The sequence below is a fragment of the Bacillus vallismortis genome, from assembly GCF_004116955.1.
Lineage (GTDB): Bacteria > Bacillota > Bacilli > Bacillales > Bacillaceae > Bacillus > Bacillus vallismortis.
This window is the reverse complement of the sequence record NZ_CP026362.1, coordinates 3,520,146-3,545,000: the sequence shown is the minus strand read 5'-3', so window position 1 is coordinate 3,545,000 and position 24,855 is coordinate 3,520,146. Positions and strand designations below refer to the sequence as shown.

Annotated in this window: 31 protein-coding genes; 30 read left to right on the top strand and 1 reads right to left on the bottom strand. The window is 41.8% G+C overall.

Annotation, left to right across the window (positions count from 1 at the left end; genetic code table 11):
• Window positions 1-12 precede the first annotated feature (12 nt).
• The 13 genes from csfB (at window position 13) to rsmI (ending at window position 9,280) form a co-directional block, all read left to right on the top strand.
• Window positions 13-207, top strand: a complete 195-nt coding sequence (gene csfB, locus BV11031_RS18785) for an anti-sigma-G factor (RefSeq protein ID WP_129550831.1) — start codon at window positions 13-15, stop codon at window positions 205-207.
• A 132-nt stretch (window positions 208-339) separates the two neighbouring features.
• Entirely contained in the window at window positions 340-954 is a 615-nt protein-coding gene (locus tag BV11031_RS18780) for a 5-bromo-4-chloroindolyl phosphate hydrolysis family protein (RefSeq protein ID WP_129550830.1), read from the top strand.
• A gap of 18 nt (window positions 955-972) precedes the next feature.
• Window positions 973-2,121, top strand: a complete 1,149-nt coding sequence (locus tag BV11031_RS18775) for a toxic anion resistance protein (protein ID WP_039076468.1) — start codon at window positions 973-975, stop codon at window positions 2,119-2,121.
• Between the two features lie 81 nt (window positions 2,122-2,202).
• Complete coding sequence (locus BV11031_RS18770; protein WP_129550829.1) at window positions 2,203-3,642, top strand: aminotransferase class I/II-fold pyridoxal phosphate-dependent enzyme; 1,440 nt, start codon at window positions 2,203-2,205, stop codon at window positions 3,640-3,642.
• Complete coding sequence (tmk, locus tag BV11031_RS18765) at window positions 3,639-4,277, top strand: dTMP kinase (RefSeq protein ID WP_039076466.1); 639 nt, start codon at window positions 3,639-3,641, stop codon at window positions 4,275-4,277. Before BV11031_RS18770 ends, tmk begins: the two co-directional genes overlap by 4 nt.
• Before the next feature lie 74 nt (window positions 4,278-4,351).
• Entirely contained in the window at window positions 4,352-4,681 is a 330-nt protein-coding gene (darA, locus tag BV11031_RS18760; protein ID WP_003218295.1) for a cyclic di-AMP receptor DarA, read from the top strand.
• Between the two features lie 12 nt (window positions 4,682-4,693).
• Window positions 4,694-5,134, top strand: coding sequence for a YaaR family protein (locus BV11031_RS18755; RefSeq protein WP_039076465.1), 441 nt, complete (start codon window positions 4,694-4,696; stop codon window positions 5,132-5,134).
• 11 nt (window positions 5,135-5,145) lie between these two features.
• The gene (holB, locus tag BV11031_RS18750) at window positions 5,146-6,135 is read left to right on the top strand and encodes a DNA polymerase III subunit delta' (protein ID WP_121641672.1); all 990 of its coding nucleotides are present in this window, start codon (window positions 5,146-5,148) and stop codon (window positions 6,133-6,135) included.
• Between the two features lie 2 nt (window positions 6,136-6,137).
• Window positions 6,138-6,965: a competence/sporulation regulator complex protein RicT gene (gene ricT / locus BV11031_RS18745; RefSeq protein WP_003242158.1), complete on the top strand. Its 828-nt coding sequence runs from the start codon at window positions 6,138-6,140 to the stop codon at window positions 6,963-6,965.
• 14 nt (window positions 6,966-6,979) lie between these two features.
• Window positions 6,980-7,339, top strand: coding sequence for a replication initiation-control protein YabA (gene yabA / locus BV11031_RS18740; protein ID WP_039076463.1), 360 nt, complete (start codon window positions 6,980-6,982; stop codon window positions 7,337-7,339).
• Window positions 7,340-7,397: 58 nt separating this feature from the next.
• A complete protein-coding gene (locus tag BV11031_RS18735) occupies window positions 7,398-8,141 on the top strand; it encodes a tRNA1(Val) (adenine(37)-N6)-methyltransferase (protein ID WP_129550828.1) in 744 nt (247 codons plus the stop codon).
• Window positions 8,128-8,427: a GIY-YIG nuclease family protein gene (locus tag BV11031_RS18730; protein ID WP_129550827.1), complete on the top strand. Its 300-nt coding sequence runs from the start codon at window positions 8,128-8,130 to the stop codon at window positions 8,425-8,427. The genes BV11031_RS18735 and BV11031_RS18730 overlap by 14 nt, the downstream gene beginning before the upstream one ends.
• Entirely contained in the window at window positions 8,402-9,280 is an 879-nt protein-coding gene (rsmI, locus tag BV11031_RS18725; RefSeq protein ID WP_129550826.1) for a 16S rRNA (cytidine(1402)-2'-O)-methyltransferase, read from the top strand. Before BV11031_RS18730 ends, rsmI begins: the two co-directional genes overlap by 26 nt.
• A gap of 48 nt (window positions 9,281-9,328) precedes the next feature.
• Here rsmI and abrB read toward each other — a convergent pair whose 3' ends face one another.
• Window positions 9,329-9,613: a transition state genes transcriptional regulator AbrB gene (abrB, locus tag BV11031_RS18720; RefSeq protein WP_039076459.1), complete on the bottom strand. Its 285-nt coding sequence runs from the start codon at window positions 9,611-9,613 to the stop codon at window positions 9,329-9,331.
• 501 nt (window positions 9,614-10,114) lie between these two features.
• Here abrB and metG point away from each other — a divergent pair.
• From metG to fin, 17 genes are all read left to right on the top strand, one after another.
• Window positions 10,115-12,109: a methionine--tRNA ligase gene (gene metG, locus BV11031_RS18715; protein ID WP_129550825.1), complete on the top strand. Its 1,995-nt coding sequence runs from the start codon at window positions 10,115-10,117 to the stop codon at window positions 12,107-12,109.
• Window positions 12,110-12,187: 78 nt separating this feature from the next.
• A complete protein-coding gene (locus BV11031_RS18710; protein ID WP_129550824.1) occupies window positions 12,188-12,955 on the top strand; it encodes a TatD family hydrolase in 768 nt (255 codons plus the stop codon).
• 155 nt (window positions 12,956-13,110) lie between these two features.
• Window positions 13,111-14,424, top strand: a complete 1,314-nt coding sequence (locus tag BV11031_RS18705) for a ubiquitin-like domain-containing protein (RefSeq protein ID WP_129550823.1) — start codon at window positions 13,111-13,113, stop codon at window positions 14,422-14,424.
• Window positions 14,425-14,568: 144 nt separating this feature from the next.
• Window positions 14,569-15,129 (top strand): ribonuclease M5, encoded by a 561-nt coding sequence (rnmV, locus tag BV11031_RS18700; protein WP_039076455.1) that lies wholly within the window; start codon window positions 14,569-14,571, stop codon window positions 15,127-15,129.
• Entirely contained in the window at window positions 15,122-16,000 is an 879-nt protein-coding gene (gene rsmA, locus BV11031_RS18695; protein WP_039076454.1) for a 16S rRNA (adenine(1518)-N(6)/adenine(1519)-N(6))-dimethyltransferase RsmA, read from the top strand. The genes rnmV and rsmA overlap by 8 nt, the downstream gene beginning before the upstream one ends.
• A 160-nt stretch (window positions 16,001-16,160) precedes the next feature.
• On the top strand, window positions 16,161-17,033 hold the full coding sequence (gene prtG / locus BV11031_RS18690) for a sporulation-specific protease PrtG (RefSeq protein ID WP_121641679.1): 873 nt from the start codon (window positions 16,161-16,163) through the stop codon (window positions 17,031-17,033).
• 209 nt (window positions 17,034-17,242) lie between these two features.
• On the top strand, window positions 17,243-17,503 hold the full coding sequence (gene veg / locus BV11031_RS18685; RefSeq protein WP_003218330.1) for a biofilm formation stimulator Veg: 261 nt from the start codon (window positions 17,243-17,245) through the stop codon (window positions 17,501-17,503).
• Between the two features lie 159 nt (window positions 17,504-17,662).
• Window positions 17,663-17,848 (top strand): small, acid-soluble spore protein, alpha/beta type, encoded by a 186-nt coding sequence (locus tag BV11031_RS18680; RefSeq protein ID WP_003218333.1) that lies wholly within the window; start codon window positions 17,663-17,665, stop codon window positions 17,846-17,848.
• A 146-nt stretch (window positions 17,849-17,994) separates the two neighbouring features.
• Window positions 17,995-18,864, top strand: coding sequence for a 4-(cytidine 5'-diphospho)-2-C-methyl-D-erythritol kinase (gene ispE / locus BV11031_RS18675; RefSeq protein WP_039076452.1), 870 nt, complete (start codon window positions 17,995-17,997; stop codon window positions 18,862-18,864).
• A 55-nt stretch (window positions 18,865-18,919) separates the two neighbouring features.
• A complete protein-coding gene (purR, locus tag BV11031_RS18670) occupies window positions 18,920-19,777 on the top strand; it encodes a pur operon repressor (protein ID WP_121641681.1) in 858 nt (285 codons plus the stop codon).
• Window positions 19,774-20,151: a 2-iminobutanoate/2-iminopropanoate deaminase gene (gene ridA / locus BV11031_RS18665; protein WP_129550822.1), complete on the top strand. Its 378-nt coding sequence runs from the start codon at window positions 19,774-19,776 to the stop codon at window positions 20,149-20,151. The genes purR and ridA overlap by 4 nt, the downstream gene beginning before the upstream one ends.
• 196 nt (window positions 20,152-20,347) lie before the next feature.
• Window positions 20,348-20,641 carry a septation regulator SpoVG gene (gene spoVG, locus BV11031_RS18660; RefSeq protein WP_003218346.1) on the top strand — a complete coding sequence of 98 codons (294 nt, stop codon included), beginning with the start codon at window positions 20,348-20,350 and terminating at the stop codon, window positions 20,639-20,641.
• Between the two features lie 191 nt (window positions 20,642-20,832).
• Window positions 20,833-22,203: a bifunctional UDP-N-acetylglucosamine diphosphorylase/glucosamine-1-phosphate N-acetyltransferase GlmU gene (gene glmU / locus BV11031_RS18650; RefSeq protein ID WP_129550821.1), complete on the top strand. Its 1,371-nt coding sequence runs from the start codon at window positions 20,833-20,835 to the stop codon at window positions 22,201-22,203.
• A gap of 21 nt (window positions 22,204-22,224) precedes the next feature.
• Window positions 22,225-23,178 (top strand): ribose-phosphate diphosphokinase, encoded by a 954-nt coding sequence (locus BV11031_RS18645; RefSeq protein WP_064814082.1) that lies wholly within the window; start codon window positions 22,225-22,227, stop codon window positions 23,176-23,178.
• Between the two features lie 84 nt (window positions 23,179-23,262).
• On the top strand, window positions 23,263-23,880 hold the full coding sequence (locus tag BV11031_RS18640; protein WP_129550820.1) for a 50S ribosomal protein L25/general stress protein Ctc: 618 nt from the start codon (window positions 23,263-23,265) through the stop codon (window positions 23,878-23,880).
• Window positions 23,881-23,986: 106 nt separating this feature from the next.
• On the top strand, window positions 23,987-24,553 hold the full coding sequence (pth, locus tag BV11031_RS18635; RefSeq protein WP_129550819.1) for an aminoacyl-tRNA hydrolase: 567 nt from the start codon (window positions 23,987-23,989) through the stop codon (window positions 24,551-24,553).
• 59 nt (window positions 24,554-24,612) lie between these two features.
• Complete coding sequence (gene fin / locus BV11031_RS18630) at window positions 24,613-24,843, top strand: anti-sigma-F factor Fin (RefSeq protein WP_121641687.1); 231 nt, start codon at window positions 24,613-24,615, stop codon at window positions 24,841-24,843.
• Window positions 24,844-24,855: the final 12 nt, after the last annotated feature.

Below are 24,855 nucleotides of genomic sequence, written 5' to 3'. Positions count from 1 at the left end.
GAGGTGGGGACGATGGACGAAACAGGTAAACTAAATCGTACATGTGTAATTTGTGATCAAGAGAAGGATAGAGGCATTCATCTTTATACGAAATTCATATGCTTAGATTGTGAGAGAAAAGTAATTTCTACATCAACTTCAGATCCTGACTATGCCTTTTATGTAAAAAAGCTTAAAAGCATTCATACACCGCCATTATATTCTTAAGACCTGAAGAGGTCTTTTTTTGTATTCTTTTAAAAGAAATGAGTTAATAAAAAGTAATGAAACTTGTTTAGGGATTGATCGTAGTAGATAATAATATTAAAACTGAGAATATACACAGGAGTCGATGATCTCATGCAGAGATTTCTTCACTTTTTAATATGGAGTTTCACGAGCAGTGCGACTTTTGTTTTCATAGGAATACTGTGCTTTTTCGGTCTGAATCAGCCTCTTTTTTTATCATTTGTATATGGGCTCGCTTCAGGACTAGTCGTATATACAACTGGTGTTTGGAATTCAAGGCGGTTGTTTCTCAAGAAGCATGGACTGACAGGAAGAGAATATGCCTATATAAAGAAAAACCTAGAGGAAGCAAGGCATAAAATCATACGCCTTCGAAAAGCTTTATTTCAAGCGAAAAGCATACAAATGTTTAAACAAAATGCAGAAATGCTGAGACTTGTCAGAAGGATTTATATTCTTACAAAAAAAGAACCGAAGCGGTTTTATCAGGCTGAGCGATTTTTTTACCAAACGCTCGATTCAGTTGTTGAACTGACAGAGAAGTATGCCTTTTTATCATCACATCCGAAAAAAAGCAAAGAGCTGTCGACGTCACTGAGTGAGGCACGCATCACACTCGCTGAACTGACAAAGCGTTTAGAGGAAGATTTAACTCAATTAATGGGTGATGATATTGACGAACTGCAATTTGAATTAGATGCAGCGAAGCATTCATTAAAGAAATAATGGAAGAGGGTAAGAGCGATGGACCGAGATCAAAGCGACCTTCATATCGATGAGTTATTGGCGGACCCTTTTGGAGAAATAGAGGCGGAGGCAGTAAAAGCGGAGAAGCAGCAAGTGCGCCTTATTGATGTTCTTCCCGAGGAAAACAAGGAAAAAGCAATTCAGCTTGCTGGGCAGATCGATCATAAAAATATGCAAAGTATTGTCTTATACGGTTCACAAGCTCAGTCCAAACTGCTGAATTTTTCTCATACTATGATTGATCATGTTCAAAAGAAGGATGTCGGGGAGATTGGCGAAATACTTGGAGAGCTGATGAAAAAGCTGGAGCAAGTAAATCCCGATGATCTTCAGTCTAGGAAAAAAGGATTTTTTTCGCGCGTGTTTGGAAGAGTGTCGAATTCTCTTCAGGAGGTGCTGTCTAAATATCAAAAGACCAGCGTACAGATAGACAGAATCAGCTTGAAGCTGGAACACTCTAGAAATGCTTTAATCAGTGACAATAAGCTATTAGAGCAGCTATACGAAAAAAATAAAGAGTATTTCACGGCGTTGAATGTATATATTGCTGCGGGAGAACTGAAGCTGGAGGAATTAAAAACAAAAACAATCCCTCAATTGAAGCAAAAGGCTGAATCAAGCGAACACAACCAAATGGCAGTTCAAGAAGTAAACGATTTGGTTCAATTTGCTGACCGTTTAGATAAAAGGGTGCATGATTTGCTGCTCAGCAGGCAAATCACAATCCAAAGTGCCCCGCAAATCAGGCTGATTCAGAATACAAATCAAGCGTTAGCTGAAAAAATTCAGTCATCCATTGTGACAGCGATTCCGCTTTGGAAAAACCAAGTAGCGATTGCGCTGACGCTTTTAAGGCAGCGCAATGCAGTAGATGCCCAACAAAAAGTATCAGATACAACCAACGAGCTCTTGCTGAAAAATGCGGAGCTTTTGAAGACCAATACAATTGAAACTGCGAGGGCGAATGAACGAGGCCTTGTAGATATCGATACGTTAAAAAAGGTGCAGGAAAGTTTAATAAGCACGCTTGAAGAAACGCTGACCATACAAGAAGAAGGACGAATCAAACGCCGTCGGGCAGAAGAAGAACTCATGGTGATGGAAGACGATCTGAAGCATAAGCTGCTTACGATGAAGGAAAGGTAGTTACCAGTAAGTCTTATCTTTAAGTTCTGTCAGAGGCACGATATAATAAGGATAAGAAAACACATTCAAAGGATTGTTTTAATGAACACACCTTTATATAAAGCACTGATTCAACATGCGAGAAGACATTCTCATTCATTTCATGTTCCGGGACATCACAATGGAGATGTCTTTTTTGATGACGCTAAGTCGTTATTCGGTCCGCTTCTTACCATTGATGTAACTGAACTGACAGGACTGGATGACCTCCATCATCCTTCTGGGGTAATTAAGGAAGCACAGGAGCTTGTCAGTCAATTATATAGATCAACGGAAAGTTTTTTTCTGGTGAATGGAACAACTGTCGGGAACCTAGCGATGATCTTATCTGTTTGTGAACCGGGTGATATCATTCTGGTTCAAAGAAACTGTCATAAATCTGTGTTTCATGCTGTTGATATGGCTGGTGCTGAGCCGGTTTATCTTGCACCCGACATTGATTCAGCGATGCATGTGCCTACTCATGTTCCGTTAAAAACAGTTAAAGAAGCCTTGGCAGCATATCCAGATGCGAAAGGCTTGGTGCTGACCCATCCGACATATTACGGGCATAGTGCTGATTTGACCGAAATCATTTCAGAGGCCCATCATTACGGGATTCCTGTTTTAGTCGATGAAGCGCATGGCGCACATTTTATTTTAGGGGAGCCTTTTCCGTCCTCAGCTTTAACGATGGGGGCAGATATCGTTGTTCAGTCGGCTCATAAAACGCTGCCTGCCATGACGATGGGTTCTTATTTGCACCTTAACAGCAGCAGAGTTGACCGGAATCGGGTGGCAGAGTATTTAAATCGATTACAAAGCAGCAGCCCTTCTTATCCGATTATGGCTTCGTTAGACATTGCCCGCGCTTATGTACAGCATATAATAGAAGAACAAAAGCTTTCTGACATTCTGCAGCGAATACAATTACTTAAACAAACGTTTGATTCACTTAGAAATGCAGAAGCTGTCAAGCCGGCCGATCCACGGATGATAACGGATCCCCTCAAGCTTACATTACGTTCAAAACGTGGGCATTCAGGGTATACGCTGCAAAACATATTAGAACGTGCCAACATATTCACTGAGCTTGCGGATGAAAATCAAGTCTTGCTCGTTCTTCCATTGGGAGGAAATCGCAGAATAAGCGCTGAAACGATAAAATTCATTGATGAAGAGATTGAAAAAACGCCTCCCGATCAGGTGTTTGTTTCTGGAGAATGGGCAACGCGGCCTGTTACTGTCTTGCCTTATCAAAAAAAAGAGCTGCAAACGTTCAAAAAAGAATATGTGGACTTTGATGAAGCGGCAGGCCGGCTGAACGCAGAGGATGTCATTCCTTATCCTCCGGGTATTCCGATGATTATGGCGGGAGAAAGAATGACAAAAGAAAGTGTGCAAAAGCTCAGCCGCTTGATCAGCATGAAAATGCATGTTCAAGGGAATACGAAAATCAAAGAGAAACAACTACTTGTTTATATAGAAGAGGAGAAATCATGAGCGGTTTATTTATTACATTCGAAGGTCCAGAAGGTGCGGGGAAAACGACTGTTCTGCAGGAAATCAACAACATACTGACAGCTGAGGGCCTTCAGGTTACAGCAACTCGAGAGCCAGGCGGCATAGATATTGCAGAACAAATTCGAGAGGTCATTCTGAATGAGAACAACACATTAATGGACCCAAAAACAGAAGCTCTCTTATATGCGGCTGCAAGACGCCAGCATTTAGTTGAAAAAGTAAAACCAGCATTGGAACAGGGGCACGTCGTTCTTTGTGACAGATTCATAGACAGCTCGCTTGCATACCAAGGATATGCCAGAGGACTTGGGATTGATGAGGTTCTGTCAATTAATGAGTTTGCTATCGGCGATATGATGCCCCATGTAACGGTTTATTTTTCAATTAGTCCGGAAGAAGGACTGAAGCGCATTTACGCAAACGGCTCGCGGGAGAAAAACAGGCTCGATTTAGAAAAATTAAGCTTCCATACAAAGGTACAGGAAGGTTATCAAGAGTTGATGAAACGATTCCCGGAAAGATTTCACTCTGTTGATGCCAGCCAATCCAAAGACCTCGTTGTTCAGGACGTTATGAAGGTGATCAATGAAGCGTTGAAAAAAATTCAATTGTGACCTGTTTACCAATAGTTGATATAATAATGTAAACGAGATCATTGTTGTTTCCAATCTAAAGGAGGCCTTCACAGATGAAATTGATAGTGGCAGTTGTACAAGATCAGGACAGCAACCGGCTTTTGAAAACCTTAACGGATCACAACTTTAGAGTGACAAAGCTTGCGACGACGGGAGGATTTCTAAAATCAGGTAATACAACGTTTATGATTGGTGTCGAAGATATACGCGTCGATAAAGCATTGAGCCTCATTAAAGAAAACGGACAGAAACGTGATCAGATGATTGCGCCTGTATCTCCAATGGGTGGAAATGCTGATTCATATGTCCCTTATCCAGTCGAAGTGGAAGTTGGCGGAGCGACAGTATTTGTCCTTCCAGTCGATGAATTTCATCAATTTTAAGGATTTGAAACTGTGAAAATTAATAAAGATATACGTACATTTATAGATAATAAACAGCTTCCTTCTGTGAAAACATCTGAGATGACAGCGTCGTTTAAAACATCGATGGAAAACCAAAGCAGCAAATTGAAATTTGATCAGCTCACTCGGCTGTTATCAGATATCGAGGCATTTGGAAAAAGGTTGACGAAATCCCGCAATTTTAAAGACTTGGCGAGGTTCAAAGGACAGGTGAAGCGTTTTGTCAAAGAGGCCGTAGACAGCGGGCTTTCACATGAAACATCGAAAAGCTTTGACCTATATGGCAACAGCAGAACGCTGGGACTTGTAAAAGAAATCGACGACAAATTGATACAGCTTACGGAAGAGATGATGGATCAGGAAAAACCGGCAATTGATTTGCTGGAGCGTATTGGCGAAATAAAAGGTTTATTGATTAACCTTTACACATAGAGAGTGATATAATGGCAATATCTTGGAATGAAATGAACGAGCTTCAGCCCAGAGTGATGAAGCTTTTATATAATAGTATTGAGAAGGACAGACTATCACACGCTTATTTGTTTGAGGGAAAAAAAGGAACAGGCAAGCTTGATGCCGCGCTGCTTCTTGCGAAAAGCTTTTTTTGCCTGGAGGTTGGCGCGGAGCCTTGTGAGAGCTGCCGAAACTGTAAACGGATTGAGTCAGGGAACCACCCTGATCTCCATCTTGTCCAGCCTGATGGTTTATCGATCAAAAAGGCGCAAATTCAAGCGCTACAAGAGGAGTTTTCTAAGACAGGGCTTGAATCGCATAAAAAGCTGTATATTATTTCTCATGCAGATCAAATGACAGCGAATGCGGCGAACAGCCTGCTGAAATTTTTAGAAGAACCGAATAAAGATACAATGGCCATCCTCATCACGGAGCAGCCCCAACGGTTATTGGATACCATCATTTCAAGGTGCCAAACCCTTCCCTTTCAGCCTTTGCAGCCCAAAGCAATTGAAGATAGACTCATCGAACAAGAGGTCTCGCCTCATATGGCAAGGCTTCTGGCCAACATGACCAATAATGTAGCAGAAGCAGTCGAATTGAGTCGAAATGATGAGTTTGCAGAGTCTAGAGCGAAAGTGATAAAATTGTATGAAGTCCTACACCAGCGGAAAGGACATGCTTTTTTCTTTATTCAAGATCAATGGATGCCCTTTTTCAAAGAAAAAACCCATCAAGAAATGGGTCTTGATATGCTCTTATTGATATATCGCGATGTGTTGTCCATCCAAATAGGAAATGAAGATAAATTGATTTATCAAGACTTATTCCAATCAATAAAACAGCATGCGTTACAATCGACACAACAAAGCGTTACGAATCAGATTCTTGCTGTTTTAGAAGCAAAGAAACGGCTTCATTCCAATGTGAATGTACAAGGATTAATGGAGCACTTGGTGTTAATGTTGCAGGAGGGATAAGCTTGTACAATGTAATTGGAGTCCGCTTTAAGAAAGCGGGTAAAATATATTATTTTGATCCAAATGGATTTCATATAGAACATGACAGCTGCGTTATTGTAGAAACTGTCAGAGGCGTTGAGTACGGCCAGGTCGTGATTGCGAATAAACAGGTGGATGAGCACGACGTCGTGCTGCCCCTTCGAAAAGTGATACGTGTGGCTGACGAGCGTGACCTTCTCATCGTAGAAGAAAACAAACAGGAAGCTTTATCAGCATTTGACATCTGTCAAAAGAAAGTGGCTGAACATGGCTTGGATATGAAGCTGGTCGATGTTGAATTTACGTTTGACCGCAATAAAGTTATTTTTTACTTCACTGCTGACGGTCGGGTAGACTTTAGAGAGCTTGTAAAAGATTTGGCCTCTATCTTTAAAACAAGAATTGAGCTGCGTCAAATCGGAGTAAGGGATGAGGCGAAAATGCTCGGAGGAATCGGTCCTTGCGGAAGAATGCTTTGCTGTTCAACGTTCCTTGGAGATTTTGAACCTGTTTCCATTAAAATGGCCAAGGACCAAAACTTGTCTTTAAATCCTACGAAGATTTCAGGTCTTTGCGGACGTCTGATGTGCTGTTTAAAATATGAGAACGATGAGTATGAGACGGCCAAAGAACAGCTTCCGGATATAGGAGAAATGATTACGACAGCCAACGGCCCTGCAAAGGTCGTCGGACTTAATATTCTGGAACGGGTGCTTCAGGTGGAACTGATAAACCGTGAAAAAGTGATAGAATATACTTGGGAAGAGCTCTTGGAAGAGGGCGTCGTATCCGCACAAACCACAGATTAACGAGGTGTGGAACCTTGGATAAAAAAGAGTTATTTGATACCGTCATTAACTTAGAAGAACAAATTGGCTCACTGTACCGACAGCTGGGGGATTTGAAGCAGCATATCGGTGAGATGATTGAAGAAAATCATCATTTACAGCTTGAAAACAAGAATTTGCGCAAACGGCTGGACGATACGACGCAGCAGATTGAAAAGTTCAAAGCTGATAAAAAAGAATCAAAAACACAGAAGACAGAGCAAACTGATATAGGGGAAGGATATGATAATCTGGCACGTCTGTATCAAGAAGGATTTCATATCTGCAATGTTCACTATGGAAGTGTTCGAAAAGAAGATTGTCTGTTCTGTCTGTCATTCTTAAATAAAAAATAAGGAAAAGGCTTCCGCATAAGACGGGAGCCTTTTTCAAAGGTACTGAAAGGATAAGAAGATGGTTTCATTACGTGATGATGAAAGATTAGATTATTTGCTGGCAGAGGACATGAAAATCATACAAAGTCCAACGGTGTTTGCATTTTCATTGGACGCTGTGCTGCTGTCCAAGTTTGCCTACGTTCCAATTCAAAAAGGAAAAATCGTTGATCTATGCTCAGGCAATGGCATTGTGCCGCTGCTGCTCAGCACAAGATCAAAAGCGGACATTCTTGGAGTTGAAATTCAAGAAAGGCTCCATGATATGGCTGTTCGCAGTGTGGAGTATAATCAGCTACAGGATCAGATTCAAATGATACATGAGGATTTGAAAAACATGCCGGAGAAGCTGGGACATAATCGATATGATGTTGTCACCTGCAATCCGCCGTATTTTAAAACGCCGAAGCAAACAGAACAAAATATGAATGAGCATCTTAGAATCGCAAGACATGAAATTCACTGCACATTGGAGGATGTCATTTCAGTCAGCAGCAAGCTGCTCAAGCAAGGGGGAAAGGCAGCCCTTGTTCACCGGCCGGGACGGCTATTAGAGATTTTTGAACTGATGAAGGCTTACCAAATCGAGCCGAAGCGTGTGCAATTTGTCTATCCGAAGCAAGGGAAAGAAGCCAATACCATTTTGGTTGAAGGCATTAAAGGCGGACGTCCGGATTTAAAAATACTCCCCCCTTTGTTCGTTTATAATGAACAAAATGAATACACAAAAGAAATCAGGACCATTTTATATGGAGACAAATAACCATTTTTTCTACGTTGTGAAATGTAAAGACAATAGTTGGTATGCCGGGTATACCAACGATCTGCAGAAACGAGTAAAAACACATAATGATGGGAAGGGCGCAAAGTATACAAAAGTAAGACGTCCAGTTGAATTGATTTTTGCCGAAGCTTTCTCAACGAAGCGGGAAGCGATGCAGGCGGAATATTATTTCAAAAAAATGACTCGGAAGAAAAAAGAGCTTTATATAGAAGAAAAGCGGAACAGCAAGGAGGCTGTATATGTTAAGACGCCAAATGAGCTTTAATGGAAAGTCAGACATGGGAATTCTATATTTGGTCCCAACACCAATCGGAAATTTAGAGGATATGACATTCCGGGCGATAGACACCCTGAAATCAGTGGATGCAATTGCTGCGGAAGATACGAGACAAACGAAAAAGCTTTGTCATGTATACGAAATTGAAACACCGCTCGTTAGTTATCACGAACATAATAAAGAAAGCAGCGGACACAAAATCATTGAATGGCTCAAAACCGGAAAAAACATTGCCCTTGTCAGTGATGCTGGGCTGCCGACCATCTCTGATCCGGGAGCGGAAATCGTGAAGGATTTTACGGAGATAGGCGGTTATGTTGTGCCGCTGCCGGGAGCAAATGCTGCATTAACGGCTCTAATCGCTTCTGGTATTGTCCCGCAGCCTTTCTTCTTTTACGGTTTTCTGAACAGGCAGAAAAAAGAAAAGAAGAAGGAGCTGGAAAGTCTGAAAAAACGGCAGGAAACGATCATCTTTTATGAAGCGCCTCACAGACTTAAGGAAACCTTGTCAGCGATGGCAGAGGTATTAGGAGATCGAGAAATTGCTGTGACGCGTGAGCTTACCAAGAAATATGAAGAGTTCATCAGAGGCACGATATCTGAGGTTATCGAATGGGCAAACGAGGATCAGATACGCGGTGAGTTTTGCCTCGTCATAGAAGGCAATAAAAATGAAGAATCAGATGAGGAAGCACAATGGTGGGAGCCCCTCACGCCTAAAGCACATGTCGAGCATTACATCGCGAAAGGCGCTACATCTAAAGAGGCTATAAAAAAAGCAGCAGTTGATCGCAATGTTCCAAAGCGTGAAGTGTACGATGCTTATCATATTCAGCAATAAAAAAACGTTCTTGTGTCATAACAAGAACGTTTTTTGTAAAAGAAATGATTATTTAAGGTTTTGAAGCTGGTTTTGGATTTCGCTGATGATTTGCTCAGCGCCTTCTTTACTAAGAACTAATTTACCGTTTGCAAGTTTAAGGTTATCATCAGAAACTTCACCTGTTACTTGGCAAGTCATGTTTGGTTTATATTTTTTAAGGATGATTTTTTCATCATCAACATAAATTTCAAGAGCATCTTTTTCTGCGATTCCTAGAGTACGACGCAACTCGATAGGAATAACTACACGTCCTAATTCATCAACTTTACGTACAATACCAGTAGATTTCATAAACTTTCTCCTCCCAAGAGATGATTATTTGGTTGAATTATATTTTTCTTCGTCATTATTCGACAAAATCCTTACCTTCATAGCATAACAAGGTTTCCAATAATCGTCAATCATTTTGTTTGCTATTGATTGTAAGAATTAGTTCTTATAGTCAGTAATGTATCAGAAACTACTGAAATAACAGCTTTTTATAAATTTTTAATAAAGCTATTATCCTACTAAAAATCCTTTTAAATCAAGACTTTTGAACTAAGGTTGTTTATTTTATTTGATTATATACGACAAAATTCGACATGAACAGACTTTTTTTACTTTCATAAAAGATTTTTCAAATTCATTATTCTTTTCCTTGGCACACGTATATATTCTTGATCTTAAAGGCTAAGATGGTATCATAGATAAAGGATAAATATAAATAATCATCATTTTATGATTTGCACTTATCGCCGCTCTCGTCCTTTGGGCGGGAGCTTTTTGACATTCTGATTGGGAGGTTTCAAGATGCCGCAAGAAAACAATACTTTTTACATTACAACACCGATTTATTATCCGAGCGGAAAATTACATATCGGCCATGCGTATACGACAGTCGCGGGAGATGCAATGGCGCGTTACAAAAGATTAAAAGGGTTTGATGTTCGTTATTTAACGGGAACGGACGAGCATGGACAAAAGATCCAACAAAAAGCTGAGCAGGAAAACATTACACCTCAGGAGTATGTGGATCGCGCAGCGGCAGATATTCAAAAACTTTGGAAACAACTTGAAATCTCAAACGATGATTTTATCCGTACGACAGAAAAACGGCATAAAGTTGTCATTGAAAAGGTCTTTCAAAAACTTCTTGATAATGGGGACATCTATCTTGATCAATATGAAGGCTGGTACAGTATTCCTGATGAAACATTCTACACGGAAACTCAGCTCGTTGATATCGAACGGAATGAAAAGGGAGAGGTCATTGGCGGAAAAAGTCCTGACAGCGGTCATCCGGTGGAATTAATCAAAGAGGAATCTTATTTCTTCCGTATGGGGAAATATGCCGATCGCCTTCTGAAGTTCTATGAAGAAAATCCAACATTCATCCAGCCGGAATCACGTAAAAATGAAATGATTAACAACTTCATCAAGCCTGGACTTGAGGATTTAGCTGTATCACGTACCACGTTTGATTGGGGCGTGAAGGTGCCGGAAAATCCAAAACATGTTGTATATGTATGGATCGACGCACTATTTAACTATTTAACAGCACTCGGTTATGATACAGAAAATGATGAGCTTTATCAAAAATATTGGCCTGCAGATGTTCATTTAGTCGGTAAGGAGATTGTGCGATTCCACACCATTTATTGGCCAATTATGTTAATGGCACTCGATTTGCCGTTGCCGAAGCAAGTATTTGCGCATGGCTGGCTTTTGATGAAGGACGGAAAAATGTCGAAATCAAAAGGGAACGTTGTAGATCCGGTTACATTAATTGAACGGTACGGTTTAGATGAACTACGTTATTACCTGCTTCGCGAAGTGCCATTCGGATCTGACGGCGTATTCACGCCGGAAGGATTTGTTGAGCGGATTAACTATGATCTAGCAAATGATTTAGGAAACCTATTGAATCGTACTGTTGCGATGATCAATAAGTATTTCGACGGACAAATCGGTTCTTACAAAGGTGCTGTAACAGAATTTGACCAAACGCTCGCTTCAGTCGCTGAAGAAACAGTAAAGAATTACGAGAAGGCAATGGAAAACATGGAGTTCTCAGTAGCTCTTTCAACGTTATGGCAGCTGATCAGCCGTACAAATAAATATATTGATGAGACAGCTCCATGGGTGCTTGCGAAGGATCCGGATAAAGAAGAAGAACTTCATTCAGTCATGTATCACTTGGCAGAATCATTGCGTATTTCAGCAATACTGCTTCAGCCGTTCCTCACAAAAACACCGGAGAAAATGTTTGAGCAGCTGGGCATTACGGATGAAACGTTGAAATCATGGGACAGCATTACAGCTTTCGGCCAACTGAAAGATGCAAAAGTGCAAAAAGGTGAGCCGTTATTCCCACGTTTAGAGGCAGAAGAAGAAATTGCTTACATCAAAGGCAAGATGCAAGGCTCGGCGCCAGCTAAAGAAGAAACAAAAGAAGAAGAGCCGCAAGAGGTTGATCGCTTACCGGAAATTACGATTGATCAATTCATGGATGTAGAGCTTCGTGTGGCAGAGGTCATCGAGGCTGAGCCTGTGAAAAAAGCAGACCGTTTATTGAAGCTGCAGCTGGATCTAGGTTTTGAAAAACGCCAAGTTGTTTCAGGTATCGCGAAGTATTATACACCTGAAGAGCTTATTGGCAAAAAACTCGTATGTGTAACAAATCTAAAGCCGGTTAAGCTGAGAGGCGAGCTTTCTCAAGGCATGATCCTTGCAGGGGAAGCAGACGGCGCATTAAAAGTCGTATCTATCGATCAGTCATTACCGACAGGCACAAGAATTAAATAATGATAAACAAAAGGTGTTTCACGTGTAACAATTCGTCGAACACCTTTTGTGTTTCGACAAGAAAGGAGTTTTTTACTTATGTTGTTTGACACACATGCACATTTAAATGCAGAACAATATGATACTGATCTGGAAGAGGTGATTGAACGGGCAAAAGCTGAACAAGTAGAACGAATTGTCGTAGTTGGTTTTGATCGTCCGACCATTACCCGTGCAATGGAAATGATTGAGGAATATGATTTTATTTATGCAGCCATCGGCTGGCACCCTGTTGATGCAATCGACATGACTGAGGAAGATTTAGCATGGATTAAAGAGCTCTCTGCTCATGAAAAAGTGGTGGCGATCGGTGAAATGGGACTGGATTATCATTGGGATAAATCTCCTAAAGACGTTCAAAAAGAGGTATTCAGAAAACAAATCACCTTAGCAAAAGAGGTCAATTTACCTATTATCATTCATAACCGTGATGCAACGGAGGATGTCGTGTCCATTTTGAAAGAGGAAGGCGCAGAAACTGTTGGCGGAATCATGCACTGCTTTACAGGAAGTGCGGAAGTGGCGAGAGAATGCATGAAAATGAATTTTTATTTATCATTCGGGGGACCGGTGACATTCAAAAATGCGAAGAAGCCGAAGGAAGTTGTGAAGGAAATTCCGAATGACCGTTTGTTGATTGAAACGGACTGCCCGTTTCTTACACCTCATCCTTTCCGCGGGAAAAGAAATGAGCCAAGCTATGTAAAATATGTGGCTGAGCAAATTGCTGAATTAAAAGGAATGACTTATGAAGAGGTTGCTTCAATCACGACTGAAAATGCAAAAAGACTTTTCCGTATAAACTGACAAAAAACGCTAGCGGGTTTTGTAAGAGCTTGTCCTTTTCAGCGCTTATTCATAAAAGTTCTACATGCTTTCTTCTCCTCATAGGATAGGTTTGTCGACAAGTCTTTCTTCCGTTTCTCAGTGTATTTCAGGATAATGAAGAAGACACTGGGCTTTTGGGAGAAAGAGAGAGGAGGGTTGACAGCCTTTTAGATACTCTATATAATCTCTCCGAGGAGAAGGAGGCGTTTTTCATCACACAAAAAATGAAAAAGCTGTTTTCCGTAAAGCTTAGCAAAAGCAAAGTCATTCTGGTTGCTGCTTGTTTGCTTTTGGCAGGGAGCGGGACTGCGTACGCGGCTCATGAGCTGATGAAACAATCAGTCTCAGTTTCTATCAATGGCAAAAAGAAACATATACGCACACATGCAAAAACAGTCGGTGATCTTTTGGAGACGCTTGATATAAAGACAAGAGACGAAGACAAGATCACACCTGCTAAACAGACAAAGATCACAGCAGATATGGACGTTGTGTATGAGGCTGCAAAACCTGTCAAGCTTACAATAAACGGGAAAGAAAAGACATTATGGTCAACAGCAAAAACGGTCGGTGCATTACTGGACGAACAAGATGTTGATGTGAAAGAACACGATCAAATTGATCCCGCAATAGATACAGATATTTTGAAAGACATGCAGATTAACATAGAGCCCGCATTCCAGGTGACTGTGAATGATGCAGGAAAACAAAAGAAGATCTGGACGACTTCGACTACCGTCGCTGACTTTTTAAAACAGCAAAAGATGAACATAAAAGACGAAGATAAAATCAAGCCTGCGTTAGATGCAAAGCTGACGAAAGGAAAGGCTGATATTACAATTACTCGTATCGAAAAGGTCACCGATGTAGTTGAAGAGAAAATCGCGTTCGATGTGAAAAAGCAAGAAGACGCTTCTCTTGAAAAAGGGGAAGAAAAAGTCGTCCAAAAAGGAAAAGAAGGCAAGCTTAAAAAACATTTCGAAGTCGTTAAAGAAAACGGCAAAGAAGTGTCCAGAGAGCTTGTAAAAGAAGAAACGGCTGAACAAAGCAAGGATAAAGTGATTGCTGTCGGCACGAAGCAAAGCAGTCCAAAAGTTGAAAAGGTCAGTGCTTCTGGTGATTCAAAAACAGTTGTGTCCCGCAGCGATGAATCAACTGGCAAAGTCATGACTGTTTCATCTACGGCTTATACGGCAAGCTGCAGCGGTTGTTCAGGTCATACAGCTACAGGCGTTAATTTAAAAAATAATCCGAATGCGAAAGTCATCGCTGTAGATCCCAATGTCATTCCGCTAGGCTCCAAAGTCCACGTTGAAGGCTATGGATATGCGATTGCTGCAGATACTGGTTCAGCGATTAAAGGGAACAAAATAGACGTCTTTTTCCCAGAAAAATCATCAGCGTACCGATGGGGAAATAAAACAGTCAAAATTAAAGTTTTAAATTAATATATACTTATGTATTCAGAGGGTTTTGCGCCCTCTGTTTTTTTCGTTATAATAAACAAAGTGTATTTTCTGTTTATTAGACGCTCGAGATAAGAAAAAGTTTCATAAATATACAAAAGTTTTTATTTTGTTTTGGAGGCAATAATGAAAATTAAAGAGATTATTGTGGTCGAGGGACGTGACGATACGGCCCGCATCAAATTGGCTGTTGATGCAGACACAATTGAAACAAATGGTTCAGCCATCGATGCTCATGTGATTGACCAAATCAGGTTGGCCCAGAAGACCAGAGGCGTCATTATTTTAACGGACCCGGACTTTCCGGGAGAGAAGATTCGCAAAACCATTTCAGAGGCTGTATCCGGCTGCAAGCATGCATTTTTGCCAAAGCATCTTGCCAAACCTAAAAACAAGCGGGGAATCGGTGTGGAGCACGCATCGATTGAAAGCATTAGGGCATGTTTAGAAAACGTGCATGAAGAAATGGAAGCCCAGCCGAGTGACATCTCAGCTGAGGATCTGATCCATGCAGGGCTGATTGGCGGATCTGCGGCCAAACGCCGCCGCGAACGTCTGGGCGATCTGTTGAAAATCGGCTATACAAATGGCAAACAGCTTCAAAAACGGCTGCAAATGTTTCAAATTAAAAAAAGTGATTTTATGAGTGCGCTCGATACCGTTATGCGGGAGGAACAGAATGAATAAAGATATTGCGACACCGATAAGAACCAAAGAGATACTGAAAAAATACGGTTTTTCTTTTAAAAAGAGCTTAGGACAGAATTTCTTAATTGATACGAACATTTTAGACAGAATTGTCGATCACGCGGAAGTGACGGAGAAAACAGGGGTCATTGAAATCGGCCCGGGAATCGGGGCTTTGACCGAGCAGCTTGCCAAGCGGGCAAAAAAGGTCGCGGCATTTGAAATTGACCAGCGATTATTGCCTATTTTAAAGGATACGCTGTCTCCTTACGACAATGTCACCATCATTCATCAGGACGTATTAAAGGCTGATGTCAAATCAGTTATTGAAGAACAATTTCAAGGCTGTGATGAGATCATGGTTGTAGCCAATCTTCCTTATTATGTGACAACGCCGATTATCATGAAATTGCTTGAAGAACATCTTCCGCTGAAAGGCATTGTGGTCATGCTGCAAAAAGAAGTGGCAGAGCGCATGGCGGCAGACCCTTCATCTAAGGAATACGGCTCGCTTTCAATCGCAGTGCAATTTTATACTGAAGCCAAAACGGTGATGACCGTTCCGAAAACTGTGTTTGTTCCTCAGCCTAATGTTGATTCCGCAGTCATTCGGCTGATTCTCCGCGACGGCCCGGCAGTGGACGTGGAAAACGAGGCATTTTTCTTTCAGTTAATCAAGGCAAGCTTTGCTCAGCGCCGGAAAACGCTGCTCAATAACTTAGTCAATAACCTGCCTGAAGGAAAAGCGCAAAAGCCAGCGATTGAACAAGTGCTGGAAGAGACAAATATTGACGGTAAGCGCCGTGGAGAATCCCTGTCTATTGAGGAGTTTGCAGCGCTATCTAATGGATTGTATAAAGCCCTTTTCTAAAAGGGCTTTTTGTTTTGCGCACCACTTGGACTGCCGCTACATAGGCTAGAGAAGGACCTTTCATTCAATGAGAAGAAAAACTTGGACTCAGCGAAAAAAGGCGCTTTCTCAAGGCTCTTTCTTTCATGATGAGGCTTAGTCTATGTGTGGAGTGAGGAACTTGCAATTTCAAATAGGAGATATGGTAGCCAGAAAATCCTATCAAATGGATGTTTTGTTTCGCATTATAGGAATAGAGCAAACAAGCAAAGGAAATTCAATCGCTATTTTGCATGGTGATGAAGTCAGGCTGATTGCTGATGCGGATATTTCTGATCTTGTAGCAGTAAAAAAAGATGAGCAAATGATGCGGAAAAAGAAAGATGAGAGCAGAATGAATGAATCGCTCGAATTGCTCCGCCAGGATTATAAGCTGCTCAGAGAAAAGCAGGAGTACTATGCGACAAGCCAGTATCAGCATGAGGAGCATTATTTTCATATGCCGGGCAAAGTGCTTCATTTGGACGGGGATGAAGCATATCTGAAAAAATGCCTGAGTGTCTATAAGAAAATTGGAGTGCCGGTCTATGGCATCCATTGTCATGAAAAGAAAATGTCTGCTTCTATTGAAGAATTACTCGACAAATATCGACCTGATATCTTGGTGATAACAGGTCATGATGCGTACTCAAAGCAAAAGGGCAACATTGATGATTTGAACGCGTACAGACATTCAAAGCATTTTGTTGAAACGGTTCAAAACGCACGAAAAAAAATCCCTCACTTAGATCAGCTTGTTATTTTTGCTGGGGCCTGCCAATCTCACTTTGAATCGCTGATAAGGGCGGGGGCCAATTTCGCGAGTTCACCATCAAGAGTTAACATTCATGCGCTTGATCCGGTGTATATCGTTGCGAAAATCAGTTTTACGCCGTTTATGGAACGAATCAATGTATGGGAAGTGCTCCGTAATACGCTGACAAGAGAGAAAGGGCTTGGAGGTATAGAAACACGAGGAGTGCTGAGAATTGGAATGCCTTATAAGTCAAATTAACAGATGAATACCTGCATAGGAAACTATGCGGGTTTTTTATTTTACATAATGATACATATTTTACCGAAACTTGCGGAAAATAATTAAGGAATCATAGAATTTTGTCAAAATAATTTTGTTGACAACGTCTTATTAACGTTGATATAATTTAAATTTTATTTGACAAAAATGGGCTCGTGTTGTACAATAAATGTAGTGAGGTGGATGCAATGGCGAAGACGTTGTCCGATATTAAAAGATCGCTTGATGGGAATTTAGGTAAAAGGCTGACGTTAAAAGCAAACGGTGGCCGCCGAAAAACAATTGAGCGTTCGGGCATTTTAGCTGAGACGTACCCTTCTGTTTTTGTGATACAACTAGATCAAGACGAGAATTCGTTTGAAAGAGTTTCATACAGTTATGCTGATATTTTGACTGAGACTGTTGAGTTGACATTTAATGATGACGCCGCAAGCTCAGTGGCATTTTAACGGGCAGTGAACCTTTTGTTTACTGCTTTTTGTTTTGCCTTTTTTGGTTTCCAGTAATTATGACGAAAGTTCCGCCTGATATAACAAAAGATAAAACAGTCACATATTTATCGTGGCGTGCACGAATGGCTATCACTTCTAAAAAAGGGGTTGTTTCGTTTGGGCAGACGTCGTGGAGTTATGTCAGATGAGTTTAAATATGAGCTGGCTAAAGACCTTGGTTTTTATGACACAGTGAAAAATGGCGGCTGGGGCGAAATTCGCGCCCGCGATGCCGGTAACATGGTAAAGCGCGCCATTGAAATCGCTGAACAGCAAATGGCTCAGAATCAGAATAACCGATAAGGATGTGACCCGGGGGACGTGCTGTTCCCCGGTTTTTATTTTGGACATAAATACGTAATGGGCTGCAATATGGATATGTTCATCCTGCACTTCAAATGTGATACAATGTTCATACTTATGTTTAGATGGAGAAGTAGGTGAAAGCTATGCGTATTTTAGAAAAAGCGCCAGCGAAGATCAATTTGTCACTTGATGTCACCCGAAAACGCCCGGATGGCTATCACGAAGTCGAAATGATCATGACGACGATTGATTTAGCGGATCGGATTGAATTGACGGAGCTGGCAGAGGATGAAGTGAGGGTCTCTTCCCATAACCGTTTTGTGCCCGACGATCAAAGAAACTTAGCTTATCAGGCTGCCAAGCTGATCAAGGACAGATACAACGTAAAAAAGGGAGTTTCCATCATGATTACGAAGGTGATTCCGGTGGCTGCCGGTCTTGCCGGCGGAAGCAGTGATGCGGCAGCAACGCTTAGAGGGCTGAACAGACTGTGGAATTTAAATCTTTCTGCAGAAACGCTTGCTGAGCTTGGAGCGGAAATTGGCTCTGACGTTTCATTTTGTGTCTATGGCGGAACGGCACTGGCAACAGGCCGCGGCGAGAAAATTAAACATATCAGCACGCCACCTCACTGCTGGGTCATTTTAGCGAAGCCGACAATCGGTGTTTCAACTGCTGAAGTGTATAGACAGCTGAAGCTGAATGATGTAGAGCATCCCGATGTTCATGGCATGATTGAGGCTATAGAGGAAAAGAATTTTCAAAAGATGTGCAGCCGTTTAGGCAATGTGCTTGAATCTGTTACGCTTGATATGCATCCTGAAGTTGCCATGATCAAAAACCAGATGAAACGCTTTGGGGCAGATGCCGTGCTAATGAGCGGGAGCGGCCCGACAGTGTTTGGACTGGTTCAGTATGAGTCGAAGGTGCAGAGAATTTATAACGGGTTAAGAGGCTTCTGTGATCAGGTTTATGCGGTGAGAATGATCGGCGAACAGAACGCTCTTGATTAAATCCGTATGTTAAGTTATATTGATCTTAAAATATTCGGATTTTGGGGGTAAGTTCATGAAGTTTCGTCGCAGCGGCAGATTGGTGGACTTAACAAATTACTTGTTAACCCATCCGCACGAGTTAATACCGCTAACCTTTTTTTCAGAGCGGTATGAATCTGCAAAATCATCGATCAGTGAAGATTTAACAATTATTAAGCAAACCTTTGAGCAGCAGGGGATTGGTACTTTGCTTACTGTTCCCGGCGCTGCCGGGGGCGTCAAATATATACCGAAAATGAAGCAGGCTGAAGCTGAAGAGTTTGTGCAGACACTTGGACAGTCGCTGGCAAATCCTGAGCGTATCCTTCCGGGCGGTTATGTATATTTAACGGATATCTTAGGAAAACCATCTGTACTCTCCAAGGTAGGGAAGCTGTTTGCTTCTGTGTTTGCAGACCGCGAAATTGATGTTGTCATGACCGTTGCCACCAAAGGCATCCCTCTGGCATACGCAGCTGCGAGCTATCTGAATGTGCCTGTCGTCATCGTTCGCAAAGATAACAAGGTAACAGAAGGCTCTACAGTCAGCATTAATTACGTCTCAGGCTCCTCAAACCGCATTCAAACAATGTCACTTGCGAAAAGAAGCATGAAAACAGGCTCAAACGTACTCATTATTGATGACTTTATGAAAGCGGGCGGCACCATTAATGGCATGATTAGCCTGTTGGATGAGTTTAACGCAAATGTGGCAGGAATCGGCGTCTTGGTTGAAGCCGAAGGAGTAAATGAACGTCTTGTTGATGAATATATGTCACTTCTTACTCTTTCAACCATTAACATGAAAGAGAAGTCCATTGAAATTCAGAATGGCAATTTTCTGCGTTTTTTTAAAGAGAATCTTTTAAAGAATGGAGAGACAGAATCATGACAAAAGCAGTCCATACAAAGCATGCCCCAGCGGCAATCGGGCCTTATTCACAAGGGATGATTGTAAATAATATGTTTTACAGCTCAGGCCAAATCCCTTTGACTCCTTCAGGAGAAATGGTGAACGGAGATATTAAGGAGCAGACACATCAAGTATTCAGTAACTTAAAAGCGGTGCTGGAAGAAGCAGGTGCTTCTTTAGAAACAGTTGTAAAAGCAACTGTATTTATCGCGGACATGGAACAGTTTGCGGTAGTAAACGAAGTGTACGGGCAATATTTTGACACGCACAAACCGGCAAGATCTTGTGTGGAAGTTGCGAGATTGCCGAAGGATGCGCTAGTTGAGATCGAAGTTATTGCATTGGTGAAATAATAATAAAAAGTGATTCTGGGTGAACCTCGGAATCACTTTTTTATTTACCTTATGCCCGAAATAAAAGCGTTATGACCTAATTGTGTAACTATATCCTATTTTTTCAAAAAATATTTTAAAAACGAGAAGGATTTCAGAAAGAATCGTGGAATTGATACACTAATGCTTTTATATAGGGAAAAGGTGGTGAACTACTGTGGAAGTTACTGACGTAAGATTACGCCGCGTGAATACCGATGGTCGCATGAGAGCGATTGCATCCATCACGCTGGATCACGAATTTGTTGTTCATGACATTCGTGTGATTGATGGAAACAATGGTCTTTTCGTTGCGATGCCGAGTAAACGCACCCCTGATGGAGAGTTCCGCGATATCGCTCATCCTATTAATTCAAGCACGCGAGGTAAGATTCAAGATGCCGTGTTAAATGAGTATCATCGTCTGGGTGACACTGAAGCATTAGAATTCGAAGAAGCTGGAGCTTCTTAAAAAATAACCAAAAGCAAGGACTGCTGAAAGGGCTGACAAAAGCCTTTTGCCGGCGGTCCTTTTTTAATTCTGATTTTTCAAACTTAATTGCACTCGATAGAAAATTCTTGCACATCATCAAGTCTCCTTGAAATCAGAAGATATTTAGGATATATTTTTCTATGGATAAAAGGGATATTGGAGGCCAATAAATGGATAAGCGGTATGCAGTTGTTTTAGCGGCTGGACAAGGAACGAGAATGAAATCAAAGCTTTATAAAGTCCTTCATCCAGTTTGCGGTAAGCCTATGGTAGAACACGTCGTGGACGAAGCCTTAAAGCTATCTTTATCGAAGCTTGTCACGATTGTCGGACATGGTGCGGAAGAAGTGAAAAAGCAGCTTGGTGATAAAAGCGAGTACGCGCTTCAAGCAGAACAGCTTGGCACTGCTCATGCTGTAAAACAGGCACAGCCATTTCTTGCTGACGAAAAAGGCGTCACAATTGTCATTTGCGGAGATACGCCTCTTTTAAAAGCAGAGACAATGGAACAGATGGTGAAAGAACATACACAAAGAGAAGCGAAAGCGACGATTTTAACTGCGGTTGCAGAAGATCCAACCGGATACGGCCGTATTATTCGCGGCGAAAACGGAGCGGTTCAAAAAATCGTTGAGCACAAGGACGCCTCTGAAGAAGAACGTCTTGTAACCGAGATCAATACTGGTACGTATTGTTTTGACAATGAAGCGTTATTCCGGGCCATTGATCAGGTGTCTAATGACAATGCTCAAGGTGAGTATTATTTGCCGGATGTCATAGAAATTCTTAAAAACGAAGGCGAAACTGTTGCCGCTTACCAGACTGGTAATTTCCAAGAAACGCTCGGAGTTAATGATAGAGTCGCTCTTTCTCAGGCAGAACAATTTATGAAAGAGCGTATTAATAAACGGCATATGCAAAATGGCGTAACGCTGATTGATCCGTTGAACACGTATATTTCTCCTGACGCTGTCATTGGAAGCGATACTGTGATTTATCCTGGGACTGTGTTGAAAGGTGAGGTGCAAATCGGAGAAGATACGATTATCGGACCTCATACGGAGATCATGAATAGTTCCATTGGCAGCCGTACGGTTATTAAACAATCGGTAGTCAATCACAGTAAAGTGGGGAATGATGTAAACATAGGACCTTTTGCTCACATCAGACCTGATTCTGTCATCGGGAATGAAGTGAAGATCGGGAATTTTGTTGAAATTAAAAAGACTCAATTCGGAGACAGAAGCAAGGCTTCTCATTTAAGCTATGTCGGTGATGCTGAGGTAGGCACAGATGTAAACCTGGGCTGCGGTTCAATAACTGTCAATTATGATGGAAAGAATAAATATTTGACAAAAATTGAAGACGGCGCGTTTATCGGCTGCAACTCCAACTTGGTTGCCCCTGTCACAGTCGGAGAAGGCGCTTATGTGGCGGCAGGTTCAACTGTTACGGAAGATGTACCTGGAAAAGCGCTTGCTATTGCCAGAGCGAGACAAGTAAATAAAGACGATTATGTGAAAAAAATTCATAAAAATTAATCCTAAATTCGGAGGTTTACCATGTCTAATCAATACGGAGATAAGAATTTAAAGATTTTTTCTTTGAATTCGAATCCAGAGCTTGCAAAAGAAATCGCAGATATAGTTGGAGTTCAGTTGGGAAAATGTTCTGTCACAAGATTTAGTGACGGGGAAGTCCAAATTAATATCGAAGAAAGTATTCGCGGATGTGATTGTTATATCATCCAGTCTACAAGTGCCCCTGTTAACGAGCATATTATGGAACTGCTGATTATGGTAGACGCGTTAAAACGCGCTTCTGCAAAAACGATTAACATCGTGATTCCTTATTACGGTTATGCGCGCCAAGACAGAAAAGCGAGATCCCGTGAGCCAATCACAGCAAAACTTTTCGCAAACCTGCTTGAAACAGCCGGTGCTACTCGCGTAATTGCACTTGACCTGCATGCGCCGCAAATCCAAGGATTCTTTGATATACCGATTGACCACTTAATGGGTGTTCCGATTTTAGGAGAATATTTTGAGGGCAAAAACCTTGAAGATATCGTCATTGTTTCACCAGACCACGGCGGTGTGACACGCGCCCGCAAACTGGCTGACCGACTAAAAGCGCCGATTGCGATTATCGATAAACGCCGTCCTCGTCCAAACGTGGCGGAAGTCATGAATATTGTAGGTAATATCGAAGGGAAGACCGCTATCCTGATCGATGACATTATTGATACTGCAGGCACCATTACACTTGCTGCCAATGCGCTCGTTGAAAACGGGGCGAAAGAAGTATATGCATGCTGTACACATCCTGTGCTTTCAGGCCCTGCTGTTGAACGGATTAATAACTCAACAATCAAAGAGCTTGTTGTGACAAACAGCATCAAGCTTCCTGAAGAAAAGAAAATTGAACGGTTTAAGCAGCTTTCAGTCGGACCGCTTCTGGCTGAAGCCATTATTCGTGTTCATGAGCAGCAATCAGTCAGCTATCTCTTCAGCTAAATCGATTTTTAAAGGTTTAGATCCTTGTCGTTATGGGTATTGTTTGTAATAGGACAATAAAACGATAATAGGATGGTGCTGAATATGGCAACTTTAACGGCAAAAGAAAGAACGGACTTTACTCGTTCGTCTCTTCGGAATATCCGTACTTCAGGACATGTTCCAGGTATCATATATGGGAAAGACACGGGAAACAAACCTGTATCATTAGACAGTGTGGAGCTGATCAAAACGCTGAGGGACGAAGGGAAAAACACAGTCCTCACGCTTGACGTCAGCGGAGAGAAACATTCTGTCATGGTAACAGACCTGCAAACGGACCCGCTGAAAAATGAAATCACGCACGCTGACTTTCAAGTGGTCAATATGAGTGAAGACATTGAGGTGGAAGTTCCGATCCATCTGACCGGAGAAGCCATTGGAGTGAAAAACGGAGGCGTATTGCAGCAGCCGCTGTATGCACTTACTGTAAAGGCTAAGCCAAAAGCCATTCCGCAAACGATAGAGGCTGATATTTCAAACCTCGATGTAAATGAAGTACTGACGATTGCGGATTTGCCTGCTGGCGATGACTATTCCTTTCATCATGAATCAGATGAAGTCGTGGCTTCTATCCTTCCTCCGCAACAGCAGGAAGCAGCTGAGATAGATGAAGAGGAATCTGCCGATGCCCAGCCTGAAGGTGAAAACAAAGAACAATAGCAGCTTAAGGCGTAACCCTCCCGCGGTTACGTCTTTTGTGCTAGAATGAGAAGAATTATAGCCCGCTATGCAGACGGGAGTTTATGTGACTAAGGGAGGATTCGCCATGCTTGTGATCGCCGGTCTCGGAAACCCGGGGAAGAACTATGAAAACACACGGCATAATGTCGGATTTATGGTGATAGATCAGCTTGCAAAGGAATGGAATATTGAGCTGAATCAGAATAAATTTAATGGATTATACGGAACCGGATTTGTTTGCGGCAAAAAGGTTCTACTCGTTAAACCGCTTACATATATGAATTTATCAGGAGAATGTTTGCGGCCTTTAATGGACTATTATGATGTCGAAAATGACGATGTAACAGTCATTTACGACGATCTCGATCTTCCGGCTGGCAAGATCCGTTTAAGAACAAAAGGAAGCGCCGGAGGGCACAATGGCATCAAATCACTGATCCAGCATCTTGGAACATCCGAGTTTGACCGTATCCGCATTGGAATCGGCCGGCCTGTAAACGGTATGAAGGTCGTTGACTATGTGTTAGGCTCTTTCACCAAGGAGGAGGCACCTGATATTGGGGAAGCGATCGCAAAGTCTGTGAAGGCTTGTGAAGCTGCTCTGAGTAAACCATTTTTGGAAGTCATGAACGAATTTAACGCAAAGGTATAAAATGAATCAATAAAGCCCATACTACACCAAAATGACTTTTTCATCAGGAGGTCCCTTGTATGGCTTTGCATTATTATTGTCGTCATTGCGGAGTGAAAGTAGGCAGTCTCGAATCATCCACGGTATCGACTGACTCACTCGGATTTCAGCACTTAACAAACCAAGAAAGAAACGATATGATTTCTTATAAAGAAAATGGAGATGTCCATGTATCGACGATATGTGAAGATTGCCAAGAGGCGCTTGACCGAAATCCGCATTACCACGAACATCACACATTTATTCAATAAAAAGCTTTGGTG